This is a genomic window from Pseudomonas sp. GW821-FHT09D08, from assembly GCF_059416305.1.
Window position 1 is genome coordinate 128,359 of record NZ_JBWKOX010000002.1, and the last position, 22,953, is coordinate 151,311.

Annotated in this window: 24 protein-coding genes and 3 pseudogenes; 11 read left to right on the plus strand and 16 right to left on the minus strand. The window is 58.9% G+C overall.

The features are described from left to right. Positions 1-22 precede the first annotated feature (22 nt). The 8 genes and pseudogenes from AC07OP_RS03550 to AC07OP_RS03585 all read right to left on the minus strand — a co-directional run bounded on the left by AC07OP_RS03550 (position 23) and on the right by AC07OP_RS03585 (position 4,803). Positions 23-523 carry a lysis system i-spanin subunit Rz gene (locus AC07OP_RS03550; protein WP_495100944.1) on the minus strand — a complete coding sequence of 167 codons (501 nt, stop codon included), beginning with the start codon at positions 521-523 and terminating at the stop codon, positions 23-25. Then, positions 511-1,068 carry a glycoside hydrolase family 19 protein gene (locus AC07OP_RS03555; RefSeq protein ID WP_141156887.1) on the minus strand — a complete coding sequence of 186 codons (558 nt, stop codon included), beginning with the start codon at positions 1,066-1,068 and terminating at the stop codon, positions 511-513. The genes AC07OP_RS03550 and AC07OP_RS03555 overlap by 13 nt, the downstream gene beginning before the upstream one ends. Positions 1,069-1,090: 22 nt before the next feature. Next, positions 1,091-2,026, minus strand: coding sequence for a phage late control D family protein (locus AC07OP_RS03560; RefSeq protein WP_495100943.1), 936 nt, complete (start codon positions 2,024-2,026; stop codon positions 1,091-1,093). 225 nt (positions 2,027-2,251) lie between these two features. Next, positions 2,252-3,214 (minus strand): DUF6242 domain-containing protein, encoded by a 963-nt coding sequence (locus AC07OP_RS03565; RefSeq protein WP_115485714.1) that lies wholly within the window; start codon positions 3,212-3,214, stop codon positions 2,252-2,254. 78 nt (positions 3,215-3,292) lie between these two features. Further along, positions 3,293-3,424, minus strand: a pseudogene (locus tag AC07OP_RS03570) (zinc finger domain-containing protein); the annotation flags it as partial. Between the two features lie 359 nt (positions 3,425-3,783). Further along, positions 3,784-3,969, minus strand: a pseudogene (locus AC07OP_RS03575) (baseplate J/gp47 family protein); the annotation flags it as partial. After that, the gene (locus AC07OP_RS03580; protein WP_495100942.1) at positions 3,966-4,298 is read right to left on the minus strand and encodes a phage baseplate protein; all 333 of its coding nucleotides are present in this window, start codon (positions 4,296-4,298) and stop codon (positions 3,966-3,968) included. The pseudogene AC07OP_RS03575 and the gene AC07OP_RS03580, both read right to left, overlap by 4 nt. 9 nt (positions 4,299-4,307) lie before the next feature. Continuing rightward, positions 4,308-4,803, minus strand: a pseudogene (locus AC07OP_RS03585) (phage baseplate assembly protein V). Here AC07OP_RS03585 and AC07OP_RS03590 point away from each other — a divergent pair. Next, the gene (locus AC07OP_RS03590; protein ID WP_227451278.1) at positions 4,756-4,902 is read left to right on the plus strand and encodes a hypothetical protein; all 147 of its coding nucleotides are present in this window, start codon (positions 4,756-4,758) and stop codon (positions 4,900-4,902) included. The pseudogene AC07OP_RS03585 and the gene AC07OP_RS03590 overlap by 48 nt on opposite strands. Positions 4,903-4,920: 18 nt before the next feature. Here AC07OP_RS03590 and AC07OP_RS03595 read toward each other — a convergent pair whose 3' ends face one another. The 4 genes from AC07OP_RS03595 to AC07OP_RS03610 form a co-directional block, all read right to left on the minus strand. Then, complete coding sequence (locus AC07OP_RS03595) at positions 4,921-5,436, minus strand: ATP-binding protein (protein ID WP_495100941.1); 516 nt, start codon at positions 5,434-5,436, stop codon at positions 4,921-4,923. A gap of 20 nt (positions 5,437-5,456) precedes the next feature. Next, complete coding sequence (locus AC07OP_RS03600) at positions 5,457-5,801, minus strand: phage holin family protein (RefSeq protein ID WP_027604569.1); 345 nt, start codon at positions 5,799-5,801, stop codon at positions 5,457-5,459. Between the two features lie 596 nt (positions 5,802-6,397). Continuing rightward, positions 6,398-7,141 (minus strand): LexA family transcriptional regulator, encoded by a 744-nt coding sequence (locus AC07OP_RS03605; protein WP_169899530.1) that lies wholly within the window; start codon positions 7,139-7,141, stop codon positions 6,398-6,400. Between the two features lie 80 nt (positions 7,142-7,221). Further along, complete coding sequence (locus tag AC07OP_RS03610) at positions 7,222-7,374, minus strand: hypothetical protein (RefSeq protein ID WP_168209008.1); 153 nt, start codon at positions 7,372-7,374, stop codon at positions 7,222-7,224. 261 nt (positions 7,375-7,635) lie between these two features. Here AC07OP_RS03610 and AC07OP_RS03615 point away from each other — a divergent pair, with 261 nt between their 5' ends. The 4 genes from AC07OP_RS03615 to fdxA all read left to right on the plus strand — a co-directional run bounded on the left by AC07OP_RS03615 (position 7,636) and on the right by fdxA (position 11,585). Beyond that, a complete protein-coding gene (locus AC07OP_RS03615; protein ID WP_115485711.1) occupies positions 7,636-7,851 on the plus strand; it encodes a hypothetical protein in 216 nt (71 codons plus the stop codon). 135 nt (positions 7,852-7,986) lie between these two features. Next, positions 7,987-8,313 (plus strand): DUF2388 domain-containing protein, encoded by a 327-nt coding sequence (locus tag AC07OP_RS03620; protein ID WP_115485710.1) that lies wholly within the window; start codon positions 7,987-7,989, stop codon positions 8,311-8,313. Between the two features lie 214 nt (positions 8,314-8,527). Next, positions 8,528-11,119 (plus strand): DNA mismatch repair protein MutS, encoded by a 2,592-nt coding sequence (gene mutS / locus AC07OP_RS03625; protein WP_098480304.1) that lies wholly within the window; start codon positions 8,528-8,530, stop codon positions 11,117-11,119. Positions 11,120-11,261: 142 nt separating this feature from the next. Beyond that, a complete protein-coding gene (fdxA, locus tag AC07OP_RS03630) occupies positions 11,262-11,585 on the plus strand; it encodes a ferredoxin FdxA (RefSeq protein WP_027604581.1) in 324 nt (107 codons plus the stop codon). A gap of 497 nt (positions 11,586-12,082) precedes the next feature. Here fdxA and apbC read toward each other — a convergent pair whose 3' ends face one another. Continuing rightward, positions 12,083-13,177, minus strand: coding sequence for an iron-sulfur cluster carrier protein ApbC (gene apbC, locus AC07OP_RS03635; protein ID WP_141156882.1), 1,095 nt, complete (start codon positions 13,175-13,177; stop codon positions 12,083-12,085). 172 nt (positions 13,178-13,349) lie between these two features. Here apbC and metG point away from each other — a divergent pair, with 172 nt between their 5' ends. The 4 genes from metG (at position 13,350) to AC07OP_RS03655 (ending at position 17,489) form a co-directional block, all read left to right on the plus strand. Then, positions 13,350-15,401, plus strand: coding sequence for a methionine--tRNA ligase (gene metG / locus AC07OP_RS03640; protein ID WP_027604583.1), 2,052 nt, complete (start codon positions 13,350-13,352; stop codon positions 15,399-15,401). Positions 15,402-15,515: 114 nt separating this feature from the next. Continuing rightward, the gene (rsxB, locus tag AC07OP_RS03645; protein WP_169899474.1) at positions 15,516-16,478 is read left to right on the plus strand and encodes an electron transport complex subunit RsxB; all 963 of its coding nucleotides are present in this window, start codon (positions 15,516-15,518) and stop codon (positions 16,476-16,478) included. 82 nt (positions 16,479-16,560) lie between these two features. Further along, entirely contained in the window at positions 16,561-17,199 is a 639-nt protein-coding gene (nth, locus tag AC07OP_RS03650; RefSeq protein WP_027604585.1) for an endonuclease III, read from the plus strand. 107 nt (positions 17,200-17,306) lie between these two features. After that, on the plus strand, positions 17,307-17,489 hold the full coding sequence (locus AC07OP_RS03655; protein ID WP_027604586.1) for a PA3496 family putative envelope integrity protein: 183 nt from the start codon (positions 17,307-17,309) through the stop codon (positions 17,487-17,489). 84 nt (positions 17,490-17,573) lie between these two features. Here AC07OP_RS03655 and AC07OP_RS03660 read toward each other — a convergent pair whose 3' ends face one another. The 3 genes from AC07OP_RS03660 to AC07OP_RS03670 all read right to left on the minus strand — a co-directional run bounded on the left by AC07OP_RS03660 (position 17,574) and on the right by AC07OP_RS03670 (position 21,053). Further along, positions 17,574-18,206 (minus strand): response regulator transcription factor, encoded by a 633-nt coding sequence (locus AC07OP_RS03660; protein WP_027604587.1) that lies wholly within the window; start codon positions 18,204-18,206, stop codon positions 17,574-17,576. Between the two features lie 591 nt (positions 18,207-18,797). Next, on the minus strand, positions 18,798-20,015 hold the full coding sequence (locus AC07OP_RS03665) for an argininosuccinate synthase (RefSeq protein WP_012722490.1): 1,218 nt from the start codon (positions 20,013-20,015) through the stop codon (positions 18,798-18,800). A 129-nt stretch (positions 20,016-20,144) separates the two neighbouring features. After that, positions 20,145-21,053, minus strand: a complete 909-nt coding sequence (locus tag AC07OP_RS03670) for a flagellar protein MotY (RefSeq protein WP_092356347.1) — start codon at positions 21,051-21,053, stop codon at positions 20,145-20,147. A 156-nt stretch (positions 21,054-21,209) separates the two neighbouring features. Between AC07OP_RS03670 and pyrC the strand changes: the two genes are divergently transcribed. Together pyrC and rnt are read left to right on the plus strand one after the other, a co-directional pair. After that, the gene (pyrC, locus tag AC07OP_RS03675; protein ID WP_027604589.1) at positions 21,210-22,256 is read left to right on the plus strand and encodes a dihydroorotase; all 1,047 of its coding nucleotides are present in this window, start codon (positions 21,210-21,212) and stop codon (positions 22,254-22,256) included. Then, complete coding sequence (gene rnt / locus AC07OP_RS03680; RefSeq protein ID WP_027604590.1) at positions 22,253-22,927, plus strand: ribonuclease T; 675 nt, start codon at positions 22,253-22,255, stop codon at positions 22,925-22,927. The genes pyrC and rnt overlap by 4 nt, the downstream gene beginning before the upstream one ends. Positions 22,928-22,953: the final 26 nt, after the last annotated feature.

The window sequence follows — 22,953 nt, forward strand, 5'->3', positions numbered from 1 at the left end:
AGCGACAGACTGGAACAAGAGATCAGCGGGCGACAGCGCGCACATACGCCTGGCAAGCGCGCAAGGCGATCAGTCCCTGGTCGCCGGCATCGGTGATGCCGATAATTCGCTGAGCATGCGCTGGGTCAAGTCGGGCTCGTGCGGCTGCATGAACCAGGCCGCCGGTGGTGGTGGTACTTGGCACTGCGCAGCCATCGGCGGCTTCGGTGGCGTCGAGAAGGACTGACAACCGCACATCAGCAGTGGCCAGACGGTCGCGCAGAGCAGCCTGGTTATGTTGGGCATCGCTCAACTCCCGAGCATGGTGTTGGTCGCTGGCACTGAGCTGTTGCTCCAGGGCCATCCGTTTATCTTGTTCAACCTGTTGTTGATGCAAGGCCGCCTGGCGTTGCTGGCTGAACGCCTGTGCATGGGCAGAAGCCTGGCGCTCAAGCTGTCCCCCCAAGCGCCAGGCCTGGACCTGCCAGGTCACCGCCACCAACAGGCAAGCACCGATCAGTTGGTAGGTCCCTAGGAAACGCATAACACCGCCTTCGCCCGCGCCCACAGCCGCAAGCGATCCTCCAGCCCATTCAGCCCGCCATTGATGCGCCGTGTAATGCTGGTGAACTGGTCCTTGTCGGCCAGCTCATTCAGGCCATTGACCTGCCAGAACCAGGCGGCCGACTCAACCGCCCATTGCGGTTGCTCCAGCAACATCGGCTCCCGTAACAGACGGTCATCACCAAACAGCGCCTGGCTGCATGCCAGGTAATTGCGCCGACCGGTGATCTGGATCAGTCCTCGGCCGCGATACAACTGGCCGTCGCCATCCGCTTCGAGGCTATTGCCCAGGCGTGCGGCCAGGCTGCCGGTGTCGTATTTGCCCAGGTAGTGATCGTTGCCCAGTTCGCGCACGTAACGCAGCTCACTGGATTCGTGGCCGATCTGGGCGAGGAAGGCGGCTATGCGCTTGGCACGGTTAATCTCGAAGCGAACGAACGCCGCATTCAAGGGCATTAAAAAAACGCCCGCTCTAAGGCGGGCATCCGGCATAACGCCAAGCAGTTGGGGGAGTGTTATCACCATTGGTTTTACTCTCGAAAAGTAGCTATATCGACAACCCACCGGCCGTGATCGAACTGCGGTATCCCGCCACCGGACCGCCGACATGAACCACCTGCTTTATCGACCAGCGCCCCTGCATATAGGACGGCCAGCTCTCATCCAGCACTAACAGGCCTTCCGCCGCCAACAATGGATTGCCCGGGCAATCGATCAGCAACTTCAAATTTTCACGCCCCACACGGCGTAGCTCGCCGTCGGCAACGGCGCGGGCCTCGGCTTCGTTCTGATAGCGTTGGCGCAAGGTTTTGAACGGCGCGTTCCCCACCTGGACGACGCGCTGCTTGCCGGCGGAGACATCCCACCAACTGGCACGGCAGCCTTCGTATTTCGAGCGGGATTTTTCGTCGAGCTTGGCGGTGATAAAGCTTTGTTCACCGGGGCGATTGTCATCCGTCACGGACAGCTTCACTTCCGGCAACAGCTGGCCGGAGAGCGATTTGGCTTGGCCGGCTTCGGCCAATACATAGAGTTCGTTGAACGGTTTGGTGACTGCACTATAAAGTCGGGCAAGGCGCGAAATGAACGCCATATCACTTTCGTTGGACTGGTCAATGTGCGCGATCGCAATCCCCTCCAGCGCCGGCGCCACTCGCGGTGAATAGCCGTGACGACTGACCAGTTGGCGAAACAGCGCGCCCAGGGTGGTCGGACCGTAACTGGCGGATCGACGCTGGCGGTAACCCGTTGCATCGACCACGCTGAAGGGCGCTGCGGTGGCCACGATCATCAAGCGCATGGGAAACAGCACCGGTGTGCGTTGGGTGACGACAAACTCGCCCTTTTCCACCAACCCCGACTCCAGGTAACCGGCACGCAAGCCGATCTTGCCGTTCAGCGTGGGTAGGCCGTCCAGGCCCTCGATATTCAGGGTCAGCTCCAGCCGGTCGGTCTCAATGCACGCGGCGTCGATGAGGCGCACGCAGTAAAAATGATTCGGTGCGCCTTGGCGGGGAGCGGTGATCCAAATAGGAAGTCAGGTGTTAACAGCACGCGCGGGCTGCCGGTATTTTTCCGTAGCGCTGCACTACCGGCTTATCCGCGTCCAGGCATCCCCCGAAGGGCAACCCTGGCTGTGGCGAGCCTGAATCAGAAATGAAAAAGCCCAGCGCGACGGCTGGGCTCTATTACGCAAGGAGATAGAAGATCATGGAGTCCAGTAAGCAATCTTGCCGCCTGCACCAACAGCTACAAAATTGCCGTTGCCGTAGGCGACGCTCCGGATATCGGTTCCTGCGAAAGTGTTGGCTTGCTGAACCCAGCCGATCCCATCCTCGGAAACGGCTGTCTTGCCGCCGTCGCCGACAGCTACATACTTGCCATTACCGTAAGCAATGTCGCGGATGATGGTTCCACCGAAACTGGTATCTTCAACAGCAGTCCAGGTAAGCCCATCGGATGAATATGCCATCTTGCCATCCGCACCAACGATAAACATTTTCCCGTTGCAAAGCTTCATGGAAAGGATGGTGCTAGTGCCGAAGGTGCTGGTTCTGGTCGCAAATGATTGCGGATTTTCCGTCGCCATCTTCACAGCGCTAAGCAGCTTCCCATTCGATCCCGCAACCAACACAAAAACGCCAATGACGTTGACGCAGTACACAGTCTCGCTAGAGTTGAAGGTCGTAGTGCGCTCCACCTGGCCTGACCAATCGCCATAACGGGAAAAGACTTTACCGTTAGACCCAACCAGTATCCAGGTCGTGTCAATGCCGGAAATTGGCTGATAATACACGATGCCTTGCAAGTCTCCGGACGCGCGAGCAGTTGCCGTAATGTCTGTCCAAGCCCTTTCAGGGCGTGCTGTGCTGCCGTAGACCACATTGCCGGATTGAGAAAGAGCTTGAAGCTGTGTCCCAAGACCGTTCCAGTACAGGTCGTTGAGGACCTTTCCGCTATCAGAGGTGACGACGCCCTTAAGCTTGGTCCACGCTGTACCAGTTGCGTCTCCGCTGACAAGCTGAGTGGTTGTGGGAAGACCGTTGCCACCAGCCGCATAGAACTTGCCTTGCGCAAAAACTACGCGCCTAAGCATGCCGGTGTTATCCACCGGTTGTACTTGAGTCCAAAGATCTTGCAAGGTTTGAGACGCCGAGTTTGCGCTTTCCATTTTAAACTCCGTTACTTAGCTGATTTAAGTTCAGGCCTCTGTATTGGGCGTATGGCGCTCATGGGCGATTGCTCGAGGCTCGCGGCTCGCGGCCTTCACATGATTCAGCGTCCCGCATCGGGAACATTTGATCTGGAGCTCTGTAAACCCACCCGTACGGGCGAGAAGTCTTTTGCAGTTACCGCATCTGAATTCTTTCAACATCTGCAAGTCCGTTTATTTATCTGCTAGGCCCCCTCCCGCTCGCGCGAGCAGTGAGGGCCCTGGCTGGCTACATCTGCGATCTGGCGTCTCCTTAGGGTGTTACAGCACCCTCTGGAGTCGCCCTCTCTTTTTTCGACCCCAACAAAAAGCCCTGAACTTGTCGGGGCTTTTTGCTTTCTTCCGGGCACAAAAAATCCGACACAATGGCCGTTTTTTGTGAATCATCATGATCGGCCTCAAGGGCTCGAGTATCTGCAGTTGCGCGCACCGGCGCTGTGGAACGCATAGTCGATTCAACTTGGGTTCACGCGGCCGTCCAAGCAAGGGCAGGAGTCGGCGTAGGTTTGCAGCAGTTGTTGCGCGGCCGCTTGGGTCAGCAGCTCGCTTTCGTTGTCGAGGCTGACCTTGAGTCTGGCCGCGCTTTGCGGCGCACGGGCGGCGACGTAGTCGACAACAAACGCCTTGAACTCCGCCAGCAGGGGTTCGAACTCATCGACCGCGATAATCGCCGGCTCCGCCAGTTGGTTCTGGCCTGGGATCAGCATGCTCATGTCACGACCTCGAAGGATTGTTGGCGGTTTTTCCAGGTACCGGCAAAACGCAGCAATAACCCGGCGCCCTGGCGGGTGGCGACGATGACCTGGGGCTGGAAGTCGGCAATGCCGTTCTGGCGGTTGTAGAACGCTTGCGCGGCGTGGCTTTGGGCGAGGATCAACAGGTCGTCGCCAAGGTTCTGGCCAAACAGTTGCGGGATCATCGAGCCGTACAACGGGCGCTTCTGGCGAGTGCCCAAGGGGGTGGTCAGCGCTCGGGTGGCACGCTGTACGAATTGCAGCCAGTCATCCACGGCTGCCCCGGTGTTCCTATCGATTCCGATCATGGCAACTCCTTATGCGCGGCTGATCACGCGCCCCTGGTGATCCACCACCGGGCCGCTCAAATGCACGCCGGCAGCATCCAGCGAAAGGCCGGTGGCACCGAGTTGCAGGGTGATGCCCTGGGCGCTCAGGGTCAGGCTGGCAGCACCGACCTTGACGTCGACCTGTTCGCGGGATCCGCTGAACGTGGTTGGGCCGTTAATCCAGTTGAAGGTATGGCTGGCATCGTCGTAGTCGCTTTGGGTGCCATCCTGATGGCGCCGCCGGATCAGCGAGGCCACGCTGGACACCGGTGGAAACAGGCTGCTGTTCAGCCCGAACAGCGCCACCGACTGCGCGCCCCCTTCCCCGCCGCCATAGTTGAGCAGCAGGCATTGTTCGCCCACCGATGGAATGGGTTTCGGTCTGCGCACCGGCGCTGGGGTTGAAGAACCGAATCGCCGGGGTAAGCAACTCACCATGGCTGACCTTGCAGGTATTGCTGGCAGCGTCGACCTCCTGGCACACGCCAATGCGGCAGAAACTGTCCGCGCGGCGATACAGGTCTTCGAGCTGGGCTTCCATTTCCGCCAGGCGCTCGACAATCGGCCCCAGTTGCATGCGTAACAATGCGTCGAACATGACCTACTCCTGCAGGGGCCGATATTGATCCGGATCGTCGATGTCCGAGACTTCCCAAGCGCGGGCAAACAGCGGTGTGCCGGTGGGGTCTTCGAGCAACGACGGGCCGAGATAAAGGGTTTGGGTGAAGGAAACGATCCAGGTGTCGTAGTCCGTTTCGGCGCTGGCGAGTCCAGAGGGCGCCGCAACGACGGCCGTGGGTAAATCGCACTGGTCCGACGGCAGGCCCCAGCGGTTATCCAGGGCCAGGTCCATCAACTGGCTGGCCAGGTCGCACGCGTCAAAAGGCGCCGCCGCGCTGGCGACCGTAACCCTGAGTGATACCGACAAGGCATGCGCCTTGCGCCCTTCACGGGAACGCACGCCGGGGCCGTTGCGTTCCACGCTGATCAGCACGCCGGTGTGATCCCCGGCGCCGCCAACGTCCTGGTGGTTGCCTACCTGTAATTGTGGGAAGGCACGCTTCAGCACCCCCTCAATGGCTACAGGCAGTTGGGAGGGTTTTTCGATAAGTGTCATCAGTTGCGTCCTTGCAGCAGTTACTGCTGATCCGAGCGGGATGTCGGCGCTTCGTTGACCCCGATGCGCTTGGCCGCCCAGCGTTCATAAAGGCCGATGGCGACGTCCGCGCCGGCCATGGCCGTCAGGCAACCAATGGCGCCGGCGGTCCAGATCGACATGCCGGCGGCGTAACACAGCATCAATGCCGAAACCCCGCAGACCATGCACGCCCCGGACCGCAGGGCCAGGCGCCGGACCAGCGACCAACCGCGGGCGCCCTCCTTGTCGGCGCGCCACATTTCGCCGGATACACCGCCAATCAGCGCCAATGCGATCACCAGCCAGATAGGCATTTCCGCTAACGCTTGCTGCTCGTTTGTCATGTCACGCCTCCTGGCTGAGCAATGCCGGTAAGCACCGGCTTTTGGGTAAATCCATGTATAGGTAGGCATTCCAAAAAGCCCGGTTGCCCAGGCTTTTCAGTAATGCGGTCCAGCTTCGATCTTTCGGCGCTACTGGCGCGGTACGGATCTTTCCTCGATGTTTTTCCGACCACGATCCCTGTCTGCCGGATAACTGCTTCTGGTGCTTTACGCTGCACACCCGGGTCAGTTGCCAACCCTCTGAACCGTCAAGGCCGGTTCATCGCTGCCTGTTGCTGAAGCGGTGTCACTAAAGAGCGTCGGCATCCTTGCCGGTGTTGCCTGGCGTCCCTGCCATCGCTCTGATGGCGTCCTTGCCGATGTTGCGTGCCTTCCTTGTCTTCCTTGGCAGCATCCTTGCCGCCTCCACCAGACCTTATTGGCTGGCTTGGGATGAAGAATATGCATGTATGCATATACAGTCAATGCGTAAATGCATTTATTTTCACCTTGCTAATGCACTGATGCATTTCAGGCCTTTCGGGTAAAGGGTTGGGCGATTTTCCACGGGCGAAAAAAAGCCCGCTCGATGGCGGGCTCCCTCTTACGCAAGGAGGTTAACGGGCGTACATCCCCCACCAGAACACATGACCGAGGATGCTGATCTGCTCATCCTGGATATCCTGGAAGCTGTAGTCTTCATCCGGGTGTTCATCGCGATTGAAACTGCGCAGGCGAATCCCGGAAGGCAGGCGATAGAGCTGTTTAACCCGCAGCTGGCCATTGTGATTGATGGCATACAAGTCGCCATCGACGATGTCGCCGATGCCACTTTTGCCAGCATTCACGCCGACCGTCGCGCCGTCGCGCAGTACCGGCAACATACTGTTGCCGCGCACCGTCACACACTTGGCCTGGTCGAACTGCACACCGTTATGCCGCAGGCTGCGCTTTCCAAAACGCAGGCTGGCCTTCTCGCTTTCCTCGATGACGAATCTTCCTGATCCAGCAGCCAATTCAACCTCGCGCAGAAAGGGGATCGACACCTCGTCATCATTAACGGGCGTGTCATCGTCCCACAGGCTTATATCCTTGAGTTCCGAATGCATCGGGTCGCGCCCGTCATCGCGCAAAGCCCCCACCGCCGCGCGCCCGCGCAGTTGATCGGTGCTGACGCGGAAGTACTCGGCGATGCGCGAGATGTGTTTATCCGACGGATCAACAATCTTGCCGCTGAGAATCCGGGACAACGTGGATTGAGGCACGCCAGTACGCCGGTGAAGCTCCGTGGGGGAGATCCGGTCGCGGTCCAGCAGTTCTCTTAAGACGATAGAAACGTTGCGTTTTTGCATAGCGGCGATAGTGACGGGAGTTTTTGGGGTTGGCAAATGCTAATTTGCATATTCCATGCACATCAGCGGAACTTCCGGGCAAAATAATATCAATTTGGCATGATCACCGCGGTACTTGATGCGGTGCGCTCAAACAGCGCCAGGCTGATTCCTGGCGAGCCAAGGAAGAAAGCAATGAAACTCGTGCTTGCCATTTTGTTGATGTTCAGTGGGTACATCTTTGCGGCAAGTTGCACCAGCATCAGCGACTCTGACCAACGAGCCTACTGCAACGCCCAGCAAAGTGGCTCCAGCTGCGAAAACATCAGCAATAGCGATTTGCGCACTCAGTGCAACGCAATGAAGCGTTGATCAGGATGGGCTAAGGGACAAAAAGGGTCGCCCGCACTTTTATTTACGTTCTACCTATCCGTTCATGACCTGCGAAGCCCCCAACCTTGCGTGCTAACCTTGCCGCCAACGCCCATTCACCTCAATTTAAAGCGGTATGCGGAAGACCACGAATGACCGAATGGAGAAATCAGAGCTTCTGGGGCAAGGCGTGGATATACGCCGTGCTGGCGCTCCTAATGTTGATCTCCGACGGCGCAGACTTCAGCTCGCTGGGCGGCGGGGGCTCTAATCGCAAGCGGGTCTTCAGCCCCGGGTTCATTGTGCTGTGCTGTTTCGTCGCGGTGATTGAATTGATAGCGCTGAACCATTTCTATGGGGCGAACTGATGAGTCGAGAGCACAGCGTTAAAAACCACCCCGTCAAGCATGGCAACCCGCCCCAGTGCCGACGGCGCCTTATATCTGCAAAGTGACCAGCTCTGCTATCGTGCCCCCCTCTTATAGAAATGGAAGCTTCGAAGAATGGACTCATGGAAGACTCTGGCAATCGCTGCCATGGTATTGATCGGCGCCCCAGCAGTGGCCGCAGAAAACGCCAACCCTTTCGATAAAGCGCTGATGTATACGACGTTCGTGCCCACCATCCTGGTTGCGGGAACCACCGCTCTCACGACCGATGCGCCAAAGCTTTTCACATCGTCCAAAACCGATGCCCTGGCCTTTATCGGTTCGGACGGCGAGATCCGCGGTGCTGAGTTCGAACAGGCATCTCGGTACTATCGCGCGACCTACGCCTCGCCTCTTATGTCCGATATGCAACTGGCCAAGGCGATCGCCTCATCGTACTGAGGGAGGCATTTTCGGCTGCGTGCCAACAGCGACACGTCCCTGCAGAAGCCTTGCGCATTTAAACAAATGCACCATCCCCTTTTGGGTTTTACCTATTCGTTTGCGACCTGCGAAGGGCCGACCTCGCGTGTTAACCTTGCGGCCATTGCAAAATCAGCAGGGCCGAGCGCCCCACCTTTGCCCCACTCCTTTCAACGAATTTGCCTATTATCCAATGAGTAAAAACACGTCCGATCTGTCCTCCCACACCCCGATGATGCAGCAGTACTGGCGCCTGAAAAACCAGCACCCTGATCAGTTGATGTTCTATCGCATGGGCGACTTCTACGAGATCTTCTATGAAGACGCGAAGAAGGCTGCCAAGTTGCTGGACATCACCTTGACCGCGCGCGGGCAGTCGGCGGGGCAGTCGATTCCGATGTGCGGGATTCCTTACCACTCGCTGGAGGGTTACCTGGTCAAGCTGGTGAAGCTGGGCGAATCGGTGGTGATCTGCGAGCAGATCGGCGATCCGGCCACCAGCAAGGGCCCGGTGGAACGACAGGTGGTGCGCATTATTACCCCGGGGACGGTGAGCGATGAGGCGCTGCTGGATGAGCGTCGCGATAACCTGATCGCCGCGGTGCTGGGCGATGAGCGCTTGTTCGGGCTTTCGGTACTGGACATCACCAGCGGCAATTTCAGCGTGCTGGAGATCAAGGGCTGGGAAAACCTGCTGGCGGAGCTGGAGCGCATCAACCCGGTGGAGCTGTTGATCCCGGATGATTGGCCCAAAGACCTGCCAGCGGAAAAACGCCGTGGGACCAAGCGTCGTGCGCCGTGGGATTTCGAGCGTGACTCGGCACTGAAAAGTCTATGCCAGCAGTTCTCGGTGCAGGACCTTAAAGGCTTCGGTTGCGAAACCCTGACCCTGGCCATCGGCGCTGCGGGTTGCCTGCTCAGCTACGCCAAGGAAACCCAGCGCACCGCCCTGCCGCACCTGCGCAGCCTGCGCCACGAGCGCCTGGACGACACCGTGGTGCTCGATGGCGCGAGCCGTCGCAACCTGGAACTGGACACCAACCTGTCCGGCGGGCGCGATAACACCCTGCAATCGGTGGTCGACCGCTGCCAAACCGCCATGGGCAGCCGTCTGTTGACCCGCTGGTTGAACCGTCCGTTGCGGGATTTGACGGTGCTGCAGGCGCGCCAGACGTCGATTACCTGCCTGCTGGACGGCTATCGCTTTGAAAAGCTGCAGCCGCAGTTGAAGGAGATCGGCGACATCGAGCGCATCTTGGCGCGGATCGGCCTGCGCAATGCGCGGCCCCGTGACCTGGCGCGTCTGCGCGATGCCCTCAGCGCCCTGCCGCAACTGCAAGTGGCGATGACCGAACTGGACACGCCGCACCTGCAACAACTCGCCGTAACGGCCGGTACCTACCCGGAACTGGCCGCGCTGCTGGAAAAGGCCATTATCGACAACCCGCCGGCGATCATCCGTGACGGCGGTGTACTCAAGACCGGCTACGACAGCGAACTGGACGAACTGCAGTCCCTGAGCGAAAACGCCGGGCAGTTCCTGATCGACCTGGAAGCCCGCGAGAAAGCCCGCACCGGCCTGGCCAACCTGAAAGTGGGCTACAACCGCGTGCATGGCTACTTTATCGAGTTGCCGAGCAAGCAGGCCGAGTCGGCGCCCATCGACTATCAACGCCGCCAGACACTCAAGGGAGCCGAGCGTTTTATCACCCCGGAGCTGAAGGCGTTTGAAGACAAGGCGCTGTCGGCCAAGAGCCGTGCCCTGGCCCGGGAAAAGATGCTCTACGAGGCGTTGCTGGAAGACTTGATCAGCCAATTGGCGCCGCTGCAGGACACCGCCGCCGCCCTGGCGGAGCTGGATGTGCTGAGCAACCTCGCCGAACGGGCGCTGAATCTCGACCTGAACTGCCCGCGGTTTGTCAGTGAGCCGTGCATGCGCATCGTGCAGGGGCGCCACCCGGTGGTGGAACAGGTGCTGACCACGCCGTTCGTCGCCAACGACCTGTCGCTGGACGACGATACGCGCATGTTGGTGATTACGGGGCCGAACATGGGTGGTAAATCCACCTATATGCGTCAAACCGCGTTGATCGTACTGCTGGCGCATATCGGCAGTTTTGTGCCGGCAGCCAGTTGCGAGCTGTCCCTGGTGGATCGCATCTTCACCCGGATCGGCTCCAGCGATGACCTGGCCGGTGGCCGTTCGACCTTTATGGTGGAAATGAGCGAGACCGCCAATATCCTGCACAACGCCACCGAGCGCAGCCTGGTGCTGATGGACGAAGTGGGTCGCGGCACCAGTACGTTTGACGGCCTGTCCCTGGCGTGGGCGGCGGCCGAGCGGTTGGCGCATCTGCGTGCCTATACGCTATTTGCCACCCACTACTTCGAACTGACGGTGCTGCCGGAAAGCGAGCCGCTGGTGGCCAATGTGCATCTGAATGCCACCGAGCACAACGAGCGCATCGTGTTCCTGCACCACGTGCTGCCAGGGCCGGCCAGCCAGAGTTACGGCCTGGCCGTGGCGCAATTGGCCGGCGTGCCGAACGACGTAATCACCCGTGCCCGCGAACACCTCAGCCGCCTGGAAACCACGGCCTTGCCCCATGAAACCGTGGTGGCCAGCCCTGCCAAGGCTAGCCGCAAACCTGCTGCGCCGCATCAGAGCGATATGTTCGCCAGCCTGCCCCATCCGGTGCTGGATGAGTTGGCAAAGCTTGACCTGGACGACTTGACGCCGCGAAAAGCGCTGGAAATGTTATATGCACTGAAGACTCGGATATAACGCTCACGCTTGCAAGCTGATAGACTCTCGCGCGGTTTGGGATGCTGCTGGCTCTTAGCCTGGCCTGCAGACTATCGCTCCCGAACCTCGCGAGCCCTACCACAAAGGGTTTCGCTGCCGCCGCCTGAGGAGAGAATTAGAAATGACCTTCGTCGTCACCGACAACTGCATCAAGTGCAAGTACACCGACTGCGTAGAAGTGTGTCCGGTGGACTGCTTCTACGAAGGCCCGAACTTCCTGGTCATCCACCCGGACGAGTGCATTGACTGCGCCCTGTGTGAACCTGAATGCCCGGCCGTCGCCATTTTCTCCGAGGACGAAGTCCCGGCGGGCATGGAACAGTTCATTCAGTTGAACGTTGAATTGGCTGAAATCTGGCCAAACATCACCGAGAAGAAAGATTCGTTGCCGGATGCCGCCGAATGGGATGGCAAACCCAACAAGATTGAGCAACTAGAGCGCTAAAAGCGCCGTTGCCCAACAAAAAAAGGCCCTTCAAGGGCCTTTTTTGCGTTCAGGGGAACGCATTCACTTTTCTACAGACGAAAAAAGGGGCGGTATGACCCGCCCACATTTTTTCCCTAGTCCCTGTGTTCCTTTTCATCATCCTGATGAATCGCATCCTGCGACGTTCCTTCAACCATCGTTCCTTGATGGCTGTGTCAATCCGTGGACACAGGGCTGATGTTAGAGAGTTCCGAGGGAAGTTCAACGGGATCCAAACCGGGCACTGACGGGCTCCAGCCCCCAGACAAAGATAATTAATTGTTATCTTTCAAACAGATAGAAAACTCCTTCAAAGATTCGAGACGCGCACACCTAACAAAAAAACCAAACACTTACGAGAAAGTAAGTGAATGCTTACGCGCGCCATTGCGTAAAAGCGTAAAAGAACCCCATTGACCGATCTCCAGACAAGAAAAAGCCCCGACAACGTCGAGGCTTTTTGTCCTTCAGCGAGGTCAGTCGTCGCTGACGGTAATGGTCGGCATTGCCGGGGCCGCCGCTTCCTGCAGGACGATCCGGGCCCCCACATGGCGAGCCAATTCCTGATAGATCATGGCGATCTGGCCATCGGGCTCTGCCGCTACGGTGGGCTTGCCCCCGTCGGCCTGTTCACGAATGCCCATCGACAATGGCAACGAAGCCAGTAGTTCAACGCCGTACTGGGTCGCCAGCTTCTCGCCACCGCCCTCACCAAACAGATGCTCTGCGTGGCCGCAGTTGGAGCAGATGTGCACCGCCATATTTTCCACCACACCCAACACTGGAATGTTGACCTTGCGGAACATCTCCACGCCCTTCCTGGCGTCCAGCAAGGCCAGGTCCTGGGGCGTGGTCACGATCACCGAGCCCGCCACCGGGACTTTCTGTGCCAGGGTCAGCTGGATATCGCCGGTGCCTGGCGGCATGTCGATCACCAGGTAATCCAGGTCGCCCCAGGCAGTCTGGGTGACCAACTGCAGCAACGCGCCGGAGACCATCGGCCCGCGCCACACCATCGGCGTGTTGTCATCGGTCAGGAACGCCATGGACATGACCTCCACGCCCATGGACTCGATCGGCACGAACCACTTCTGGTCCTTGATCTTCGGCCGCGTGCCTTCGGCGATACCGAACATCACGCCCTGGCTCGGGCCGTAGATATCGGCGTCGAGAATACCCACGCGCGCGCCTTCACGGGCCAGGGCCAGGGCCAGGTTGGCTGCTGTTGTGGATTTGCCCACGCCGCCCTTGCCGGAAGCGACTGCCACCACGTTCTTGACGTTGGCCAGGCCCGGGATCTGCGCCTGGGCCTTGTGCGGGGCGATCACGCACTGGATGTCGACCTTGGCGGCACGCACGCCGTCGAGGCCCTCGATGGCCATTTGCAGCATCTGCGCCCAACCGCTCTTGAACAGGCCGGCGGCATAACCCAGCTCCAGTTGGACCGAGACCTGGTCACCCTGGACCTCGATGGCGCGTACACAGCCGGCGCTGACCGGATCCTGGTTCAAATAGGGGTCGGTGTACTGGCGAAGAACGGCTTCCACCGCTGCGCGATTGACGGCGCTCATGGGCAACTCCCGAAAAAAGACTGACTGAAACAGGCGGCTATCCTAACCGTTCCAGCCGCGTTACGGCATGCTTTCGCAGGTGCGGAAGATTCTGAAACAGCACCACGGGGTGAAATAAATTTCCTGGCGCTTTATAGTGGCCGACCTCCGTTTCATCAAGTAGCCGAGCCCCATGTCCGAGCCACGCAAGATCCTCGTCACCAGCGCCCTGCCCTATGCCAATGGTTCCATCCATCTTGGCCATATGCTTGAGTACATCCAGACCGATATGTGGGTGCGCTTCCAGAAGCATCGCGGCAATCAATGCATCTATGTCTGCGCGGACGACGCCCACGGTTCGGCCATCATGCTGCGCGCCGAAAAGGAAGGCATCACCCCGGAACAGCTGATCGCCAATGTGCAGGCTGAACACAGCGCCGACTTTGCCGAGTTCCTGGTGGATTTCGACAACTTCCACTCGACCCACTCCGCCGAAAACCGCGAGCTGTCGAGCCAGATCTACCTGCGTTTGAAGGACGCCGGGCACATCGCCACGCGCTCGATCACGCAGTATTTCGACCCGGAAAAGAAAATGTTCCTGGCCGACCGCTTCATCAAGGGCACCTGCCCGAAATGCGGCACTGAAGACCAGTACGGCGACAACTGCGAAAAATGCGGTGCCACCTACGCACCGACTGACCTGAAGAACCCGCGCTCGGCGATCTCCGGCGCCATCCCGGTACTCAAGGATTCCCAGCATTTCTTCTTCAAGCTTCCGGATTTCCAGCAGATGCTGCAAACCTGGACGCGCAGCGGCACCCTGCAGGACGCCGTGGCCAACAAGATCGCCGAATGGCTGGATGCAGGCCTGCAACAGTGGGACATCTCCCGCGATGCGCCGTACTTCGGCTTCGAGATCCCTGGCGAGCCCGGCAAATACTTCTACGTGTGGCTGGACGCGCCGATCGGCTACATGGCCAGCTTCAAGAACCTCTGCGACCGTACGCCGGAGCTGGACTTCGATGCGTTCTGGGGCAAGGACTCCACCGCCGAGCTGTACCACTTCATCGGCAAGGACATCGTCAACTTCCACGCCCTGTTCTGGCCAGCCATGCTCGAAGGTTCGGGCTACCGCAAGCCCACCGGCATCGCCGTACACGGCTACCTGACGGTCAACGGCCAGAAGATGTCCAAGTCCCGTGGCACCTTTATCAAGGCGCGCACCTACCTGGACCACCTGTCGCCGGAATACCTGCGCTACTACTACGCCTCCAAGCTGGGCCGTGGCGTCGACGACCTGGACCTGAACCTGGAAGACTTTGTCCAGAAGGTCAACTCGGACCTGGTCGGCAAGGTGGTCAACATCGCCAGCCGCTGCGCCGGTTTTATCCACAAGGGCAACGCCGGCCTGCTGGTGGCCGAGAACGCCGCGCCGGAACTGACCGACGCGTTCCTGGCTGCCGCGCCAAGCATCGCCGACGCCTATGAAGCCCGTGACTTTGCCCGTGCCATGCGCGAGATCATGGGCCTGGCCGACCGCGCCAACGCCTGGATCGCCGACAAGGCGCCATGGTCGCTGAACAAGCAGGAAGGCAAGCAGGCTGAGGTCCAGGCGATCTGCGCCACCGGCGTCAACCTGTTCCGCCAGTTGGTGATCTTCCTCAAGCCCGTGCTGCCATTGCTGGCCGCCGACGCCGAGGCGTTCCTCAATGTCGCTCCGCTCACCTGGAACGACCACGCCACGTTGCTCAGCAACCATCAGTTGAATGAATTCAAGCCTCTGATGACCCGGATTGACCCCGTCAAGGTCCAGGCCATGACCGACGCCTCGAAAGAAGACCTGGCCGCCAGCCAGACCGATACCGGCGAATCGAAACCAGCCGGTAACGGCGAGCTGGCCAAGGACCCGCTTTCCCCGGAAATCGACTTTGACGCCTTTGCTGCCGTGGACCTGCGCGTGGCGCTGATCATCAAGGCCGAAGCCGTGGAAGGGGCCGACAAACTGCTGCGCCTGACCCTGGATATTGGTGACGAACAACGCAACGTGTTCTCCGGAATCAAGAGCGCCTATCCCGACCCGTCCAAGCTCAATGGTCGCCTGACCATGATGATTGCCAACCTCAAGCCACGGAAGATGAAGTTCGGTATCTCCGAAGGCATGGTGATGGCGGCCGGTCCCGGCGGTGAAGAAATCTATCTGCTGAGCCCGGACAGCGGCGCCAAGCCGGGTCAACGTATCAAGTAAGCCCTGCAAAACGGCCCCGTCGTTTCCGCGACGGGGCTTTTCAACTAGTCCCCCTTTCTCGCTTGCCGGATAATCAAACCCTGTTTGTTCAACCGGCACGCCACTGATCACTCCATGAATCTGATTCAACGTATCGACGCGCTGCTACCGCAGACACAATGCGGTAAGTGTGGGCACCCGGGCTGCAAGCCTTACGCCGAGGGTATCGCCCGGGGCGAGGCAATCAACAAATGCCCACCCGGAGGACAGGAGACGATCACCGGCCTCGCGCTATTACTGCGTGTACCCATTCTGGAGCTGGATACCAGCCGTGGGGACGCCCCGGCCCAGGTCGCCTACATCCGCGAGGCCGAGTGCATCGGCTGCACCAAATGCATCCAGGCCTGCCCGGTGGACGCGATTGTCGGCGCCGCCAAGTTGATGCACACCGTCATCGTCGATGAGTGCACCGGTTGCGACCTGTGCGTCGCGCCCTGCCCCGTCGACTGCATTGAGTTACGCCCAGTGGTCACAGGGCTGCCGATCATCGGCGGCCTGGCAGCGAACGAAAACGAACGCCGTGAACGAGATTTCAAGCGCGATCGTGCCCGGCAACGCTTTGAACAACGCAATGCGCGACTGCAACGGGAAGAAGAGCACAGGACTGCCCAACGTGTGGCGCGGCCTCAGCGCTCAGCACCAACTCCCCCTTTGCCATTTGACGCAGCGCGGGCCGCCCAGGATGCGGAGGTGAAAAAAGCCAAGATCAATGTGGCCATGAGCCGCGCCCAATTGCACAAATCCTTGCAGGCTTTTGGGCACCCGCCGACCTTTGAACAACAATCCCAACTGATCGCCCTGCAACAGCAATTCGAGGCAGCGGAGCAGGCGTTGGCAGCCATGGGCCAGCATCACACACCCGCGACACCGCTGCCTGCCGCCAACAACGCCGACCTCAAGCGCGCCAAAATCCAATTGGCGATGCGCCGGGCCGAGTTGAAGAAAGCCTTGGACCAACAGGCGGATCCGCAACAATTAGCCGACGCGCAACACAAGCTCGATGATGCGCAGCGACAAGTAGCCACCCTTGGTACATGACCGATAATCCGGCTTGCAGGGCTTCAGGCCTGGACCCACTATTCGAAACTACGCTGACTGCCCGAAAGGAACCTTCCGCCCCATGAACGCCGCAAAACGCCTGGAAATTTTCCGCAGGCTTCACGAAGACAATCCGGAACCCAAGACCGAACTGGCCTACTCCTCGCCGTTCGAGTTGCTGATTGCCGTGATCCTGTCGGCCCAATCCACAGACGTCGGCGTCAACAAGGCCACGGCCAGGCTGTATCCCGTGGCAAACACGCCAGAGGCGATTTATGCCCTGGGTGTGGACGGGTTGTCGGAGTACATCAAGACCATCGGCCTGTACAACAGCAAAGCCAAGAATGTCATCGAGACCTGCCGCTTGCTGATAGAACGGCACAATAGCGAAGTGCCAGAAACCCGCGAAGCGCTGGAAGCCCTGCCGGGGGTGGGCCGTAAAACAGCCAACGTGGTGCTCAACACCGCATTCAGGCAACTCACCATGGCCGTGGACACCCATATTTTTCGGGTCAGTAATCGAACCGGCATAGCACGCGGCAAGAACGTGGTCGAAGTGGAAAAGCAGCTCATGAAGTTCGTGCCCAAGCCATACCTGCTTGACTCCCACCATTGGCTGATCCTGCACGGACGCTATGTTTGCCAGGCCCGCAAGCCGCGCTGCGGCAGCTGCCGCATTGAAGACCTGTGCGAATACAAGGACAAGACGTCGGACGATTGAGGGTTCATTGGTTTTCTCGATCAGTCGATTGAAAAAATCTTTTTTACCCATTCATGGATTATCGTTATAAGGAGCGCCAACGGCAGTCTTACTCCGGAGTTAACGTTATGAGCACTGACAAAGAACAGTTGGATGTGGAAGACGACCTCGTTGAATCGGAGGACGATGGCGTGGAAGCACCTGTGGCAGAGGTCGCCAAGACCAATCTGAGCAAACGCCGTACTATCGACAACCTTCTGGAAGAACGACGCTTGCAAAAACAACTGGCCGACTACGACTTCGACCTCTGATCAAGCGGTCGACGGCCGGAAGCCTCCCTGACGGAGGCTTTTTTCTGCCGGTTACGCGGCCTGTATGCAGTGCTATGCCCTCACCTATACCAAGCCGTTACGCTGGGCCAGTTCGATCAGGTCCACGAGAGAGCGGGCATTGAGCTTGAGCAGCAGACGAGTCTTGTAGGTACTGACGGTCTTGTTGCTGAGAAACATCCCGTCGGCGATTTCCTTGTTGGTTCTGCCCCGAGCCAATTGCTGCAACACCATCATCTCCCGGCCGGACAGACGCTCGACCATATCGGCCTCACTGGCATTACCCATGGTGGAGCGTACCGAGTTGAGTGCCTGGTTTGGAAAATAGCTGTAGCCCGACAACACCGCCTTGATCGCACTCAGCAACTCGGTCAGGTCCTGTTGCTTGCACACATAGCCCGCAGCGCCCGCCTGCATACAACGCATGGAAAAGTGACCTGGGGCCTGGGAGGTGAGCACCAGGACCTTGAACGGTACAGCCTGTTTGGTGGACGAAAGCCGGCAAATAACTTCCAGGCCATCGAGCTTGGGAATCCCAATATCCAGTATGACAATGTCCGGCATATGCTCCCGCGCAAGTTGCAATGCATCGACACCGTTATTGGTCTCGGCAACGACCTCATAACCATGACGTTCCATTAGCATACGCACAGCAAGACGAATGACGGGATGATCATCTACGATCAGCACTTTATTCATGAGAAAGTCCAATTTCGCTGTTCGAATTATTTAGAGCAAACACAATAGCCTAGTCGTTTCCTAGTTGGCATAGCGCTCCCCCCCGAGCAACAGCAAGCAGAGACCCAACCCACAGCGATAAAGGAAATTCCCTACAAAAAAACACCGATTCAGATGTTTCCAGTTTTATGGAGCCTTTCAGAACTTTCCGGGGCATCACATATTTTGAGTGAAATTTCCAAGGTCCCCAGGGGATAAGGTAAACGTGCCGCACACCACTATCAGGAAATGCCCCTTGCCCGTCGACTGCAGGTACCGGAGCTGGCAGAGAAAAATCGGTAGTTTCAGTTCCATTCAACATATTTATTTACTTCCATATTTCCTACAGTATTTTTTACTTCTTACGTACTCCTCGCACCTATATGAGTGAATTATCTGTAAGACTGGTTCCTACATAAATGATAAAAAATCATTCGCCCGGCAAAAAAACCAGCAATCCAATAGTTGGATCACCAATTAAACAAGTTTAAACAGCGTGGACTTAATCAAAATACCAGGCCAAAAAAAATGGCCCCTTGAAAAAGGGGCCATTTTTTACAACGAGCTAAACACTCAGAACAACGAGCGACCTTTGTTGGCAGCAATGCGCATGCGCAATGCATTCAACTTGATAAAGCCCGCTGCGTCGGCCTGGTTGTAGGCGCCGCCATCTTCTTCGAAGGTGGCGATGTTGGCGTCGAACAGCGAGTCATCGGACTTGCGGCCAGTAACAATCACATTGCCCTTGTACAATTTCAGACGCACAACACCGTTCACGTGGGCCTGGGAGGCGTCGATCATCTGTTGCAGCATCAGACGCTCAGGGCTCCACCAGTAGCCGGTATAGATCAGGCTGGCGTACTTGGGCATCAACTCGTCTTTGAGGTGAGCCACTTCACGGTCCAGGGTGATGGACTCGATGGCGCGGTGAGCACGCAGCATGATAGTGCCGCCCGGGGTTTCATAGCAGCCACGGGACTTCATGCCCACATAGCGGTTCTCGACGATGTCGAGGCGGCCGATACCGTGCTCGCCACCGATACGGTTCAAGGTCGCCAATACGGTGGCCGGGGTCATCTCGACGCCGTCCAGCGCGACGATGTCGCCATTACGGTAGGTCAGTTCCAGGTACTGCGGCTTGTCTGGAGCGTTCTCCGGGGAGACGGTCCATTTCCACATGTCTTCTTCGTGCTCGGTCCAGGTGTCTTCCAGCACGCCGCCTTCATAGGAGATGTGCAGCAGGTTGGCGTCCATCGAGTACGGGGACTTCTTCTTGCCATGACGCTCGATCGGGATCGCGTGCTTTTCAGCGTAATCCATCAGCTTTTCACGGGACAGCAGGTCCCATTCACGCCACGGGGCAATCACTTTCACACCAGGCTTGAGCGCGTAGGCACCCAGTTCGAAACGCACCTGGTCGTTGCCCTTGCCGGTAGCGCCATGGGAAATGGCATCAGCGCCGGTTTCGTTGGCGATTTCGATCAGGCGCTTGGCGATCAGCGGACGTGCGATGGAAGTACCCAGCAGGTACTCGCCTTCGTAGACGGTGTTGGCGCGAAACATCGGGAAGACGAAATCGCGGACGAATTCTTCGCGCAGGTCGTCAATGTAGATCTCTTTCACGCCCATGGCTTGCGCCTTGGCACGTGCAGGTTCGACCTCTTCGCCCTGACCCAGGTCAGCGGTGAAGGTCACCACTTCACAGTTATAAGTATCCTGCAGCCACTTGAGGATCACCGAAGTGTCCAGGCCGCCGGAATACGCGAGAACGACCTTGTTTACGTCGGCCATGCCATCACTCCACGGGGTTGTACGGAAAGGCGTCGATTCTACCGATCAAAACCGTGAATTTACAGGGGCGCGACAGCAAATGAAGATAAAGCGACAGATTATGTCGAGCGAGCGACCGATGGTCGCACGTCAGGAGGTGTGTGCCGGGTTGCTCGGGCCCGTGGCCTGGGGGGCCGGTTTCTCAGGGGCAGCCACGCGTTCGAGCTGAATATTCACACGGCGATTACGGGCCCGGTTGGCGGCAGTGGTGTTGGGCGCCAAGGGGTAGCTTTCACCATGGAACCGCAGAGTGATCTGAGACTCAGGAATACCGTTGGCCTTGAAGTAGTCCATCACCGCCAGCGCACGACGGCGTGAAACATCACGGTTGCTCAGGCGATTGCCGCTGTTGTCCGAGTGGCCGTTCAATTCGATATGGTTGACGGTAGGGTCCGCCTTCATGAATTCGAGAATCACCGCCAGCTTCTGCTTTGCCGCAGCGTCCAGCTCGATGCCGCCACCGGGGAAGCCCACTTCGGTCTGCTTGACCTGATCGTAATTCATCGGCAGCAGCTTGGCCGTGCACAGCTGATAGTCGCTGTAGGCCTTGTTGAATTTCACCGGCAGCAGGCGAATCTCCGAATAGCCACCCTCGCGTCCATAGTGACGCACCGTGGGCGAGCGTCCATCGAGCAAACCGTTGAAGAGACGCCCGGCCTGGGCCTGAGAGCTGTTGAACAGCACATCACCGCTGCCGGCACGTACGGCGCCGAGATTGATGTCACCCCGACCGGGCTGCCAGGGGGCTGCGGCGGCCAACAAGGTGGCCGACCCTGCGCCCAGCGACCCGTTATAGGCTTTCAGACGAAACGTCGCCTGCTCGCCGGCCCGGCGCACGAACTCACCCGAACCGAAGTCGGTGATCGGTTGGCTCAGGCGGCACTCGAACTTGTCCCCCTCCACCTTCCACTCAATGTTCTCCAGACGCGTCTGGAACGTGAGGGCCATAGCAGGCAGGCTGGCGAACACACTGAGCAGGGCTAGATAATGCTGGCGCACGGGAGGCTCCACTGGTTTCTACAACACTTCAAAGCGTCATACATCGATAAGGCATACGAAAGGCTATCGGATGCATCCTGCAAAACTTGATAGCGAGTGCCTGCAAGAGTCTTTTCCGGTAGCATTCCCACCAGATTGACCCGCCTGGAATCCCCAATGTCCGACCGCCTGACCCTGCTGCGTCCCGACGACTGGCATATTCATCTTCGCGATGGTGCTGCGTTGCCCCAAACCGTGGCCGATGTAGCGCGTACGTTTGGCCGCGCCATCATCATGCCTAACCTGGTACCACCGGTGCGTAACGCCGCCGAAGCCGACGCCTATCGCCAGCGCATCCTCGCTGCACGGCCGGCCGGCAGCCGCTTCGAACCGTTGATGGTGCTCTACCTCACCGATCGCACCCAGCCCGAAGAAATTCGCCAGGCCAAGGCCAGCGGTTTCGTGCACGCCGCCAAGCTGTACCCGGCCGGCGCGACCACCAACTCCGATTCCGGCGTGACCAGTATCGACAAGATCCTGCCGGCCATCGAAGCCATGGCCGAAGTCGGCATGCCGCTGCTGATCCACGGTGAAGTCACCCGTGGCGACGTGGACGTGTTCGATCGCGAGAAAATCTTCATCGACGAGCACATGCGCCGCGTAGTCGAGCTGTTCCCGACCCTCAAGGTGGTGTTCGAGCACATCACCACGGCCGATGCCGTGCAGTTCGTCACCGAGGCCTCGGCCAACGTTGGCGCAACCATCACCGCCCATCACCTGCTGTACAACCGCAACCACATGTTGGTGGGCGGGATTCGGCCGCACTTCTATTGCCTGCCGATCCTCAAGCGCAACACCCACCAGGTGGCCTTGCTGGATGCCGCGACCAGCGGTAATCCGAAATTCTTCCTCGGCACCGACTCTGCGCCCCACGCCCAGCACGCCAAGGAAGCGGCATGCGGTTGTGCCGGTTGCTACACCGCGTTCGCCGCCATCGAGCTGTATGCCGAAGCGTTCGAACAGCGCAACGCCCTGGATAAACTCGAAGGTTTCGCCAGCCTCAATGGCCCGCGATTCTACGGCCTGCCGGCGAATACCGACCGTATCACCCTGGTCCGTGAAGACTGGACCGCCCCCGCCAGCCTGCCATTTGGCGAGCTGACCGTTATCCCGCTGCGCGCCGGTGAAACACTGCGCTGGCGCCTGCTGGAGGAAAGCAAGTGAGTGAAGACCATTACGATGACGACCAGGAACACGGTGGCGGTGGTGGTTCGCGCCATCCGATGGCCGAACGTTTCCGCGGCTACCTGCCTGTCGTTGTCGACGTAGAAACCGGCGGCTTCAATTGCGCCACCGATGCACTGCTGGAAATCGCCGCAACGACTATCGGCATGGACGAACAGGGCTTTGTGTATCCGGAGCACACCCACTTCTTCCGCGTCGAGCCGTTTGAAGGTGCCAATATCGAAGCGGCAGCCCTGGAGTTCACCGGGATCAAACTGGATCACCCCCTGCGCATGGCCGTCAGCGAAGAGGCGGCACTCACCGATATCTTCCGTGGCGTACGCAAGGCCTTGAAGGCCAATGGCTGCAAGCGCGCGATCCTGGTCGGGCATAACAGCAGCTTCGACCTGGGCTTCCTCAACGCCGCCGTGACGCGGCTGGACATGAAGCGCAATCCGTTCCACCCGTTCTCCAGTTTCGACACCGCCACCCTTGCTGGTCTGGCCTATGGCCAGACGGTATTAGCCAAGGCCTGCCAGGCGGCCGGCATCGACTTCGACGGTCGCGAAGCCCACTCGGCACGCTACGACACCGAGAAGACCGCCGAGCTGTTCTGCGGCATCGTCAACCGCTGGAAGCAGATGGGCGGCTGGGAAGACTTCGGCGACTGAGGTCAAATCCCGCGCACAAAAAAACC

Bases quoted from the DNA above. Each gene is read 5' to 3' on its own strand.
- AC07OP_RS03615 (WP_115485711.1), top strand. From the start codon at position 7,636: ATGACCGAATGGAGAAATCAGAGCTTCTGGGGCAAGGCGTGGATATAC.
- mutS (WP_098480304.1), top strand. From the start codon at position 8,528: ATGAGTAAAAACACGTCCGATCTGTCCTCCCACACCCCGATGATGCAG.
- AC07OP_RS03580 (WP_495100942.1), bottom strand. From the start codon at position 4,298: ATGATCGGAATCGATAGGAACACCGGGGCAGCCGTGGATGACTGGCTG.
- AC07OP_RS03665 (WP_012722490.1), bottom strand. From the start codon at position 20,015: ATGGCCGACGTAAACAAGGTCGTTCTCGCGTATTCCGGCGGCCTGGAC.
- AC07OP_RS03550 (WP_495100944.1), bottom strand. From the start codon at position 523: ATGCGTTTCCTAGGGACCTACCAACTGATCGGTGCTTGCCTGTTGGTG.
- AC07OP_RS03655 (WP_027604586.1), top strand. From the start codon at position 17,307: ATGAGCACTGACAAAGAACAGTTGGATGTGGAAGACGACCTCGTTGAA.
- AC07OP_RS03590 (WP_227451278.1), top strand. From the start codon at position 4,756: ATGGCTGACCTTGCAGGTATTGCTGGCAGCGTCGACCTCCTGGCACAC.
- AC07OP_RS03660 (WP_027604587.1), bottom strand. From the start codon at position 18,206: ATGAATAAAGTGCTGATCGTAGATGATCATCCCGTCATTCGTCTTGCT.
- apbC (WP_141156882.1), bottom strand. From the start codon at position 13,177: ATGAGCGCCGTCAATCGCGCAGCGGTGGAAGCCGTTCTTCGCCAGTAC.
- rsxB (WP_169899474.1), top strand. From the start codon at position 15,516: ATGAATCTGATTCAACGTATCGACGCGCTGCTACCGCAGACACAATGC.
- fdxA (WP_027604581.1), top strand. From the start codon at position 11,262: ATGACCTTCGTCGTCACCGACAACTGCATCAAGTGCAAGTACACCGAC.
- AC07OP_RS03610 (WP_168209008.1), bottom strand. From the start codon at position 7,374: ATGCTGGTGCAACTTGCCGCAAAGATGTACCCACTGAACATCAACAAA.
- pyrC (WP_027604589.1), top strand. From the start codon at position 21,210: ATGTCCGACCGCCTGACCCTGCTGCGTCCCGACGACTGGCATATTCAT.
- AC07OP_RS03595 (WP_495100941.1), bottom strand. From the start codon at position 5,436: ATGACACTTATCGAAAAACCCTCCCAACTGCCTGTAGCCATTGAGGGG.
- AC07OP_RS03600 (WP_027604569.1), bottom strand. From the start codon at position 5,801: ATGACAAACGAGCAGCAAGCGTTAGCGGAAATGCCTATCTGGCTGGTG.
- AC07OP_RS03620 (WP_115485710.1), top strand. From the start codon at position 7,987: ATGGACTCATGGAAGACTCTGGCAATCGCTGCCATGGTATTGATCGGC.
- metG (WP_027604583.1), top strand. From the start codon at position 13,350: ATGTCCGAGCCACGCAAGATCCTCGTCACCAGCGCCCTGCCCTATGCC.
- AC07OP_RS03555 (WP_141156887.1), bottom strand. From the start codon at position 1,068: ATGGTGATAACACTCCCCCAACTGCTTGGCGTTATGCCGGATGCCCGC.
- nth (WP_027604585.1), top strand. From the start codon at position 16,561: ATGAACGCCGCAAAACGCCTGGAAATTTTCCGCAGGCTTCACGAAGAC.
- AC07OP_RS03565 (WP_115485714.1), bottom strand. From the start codon at position 3,214: ATGGAAAGCGCAAACTCGGCGTCTCAAACCTTGCAAGATCTTTGGACT.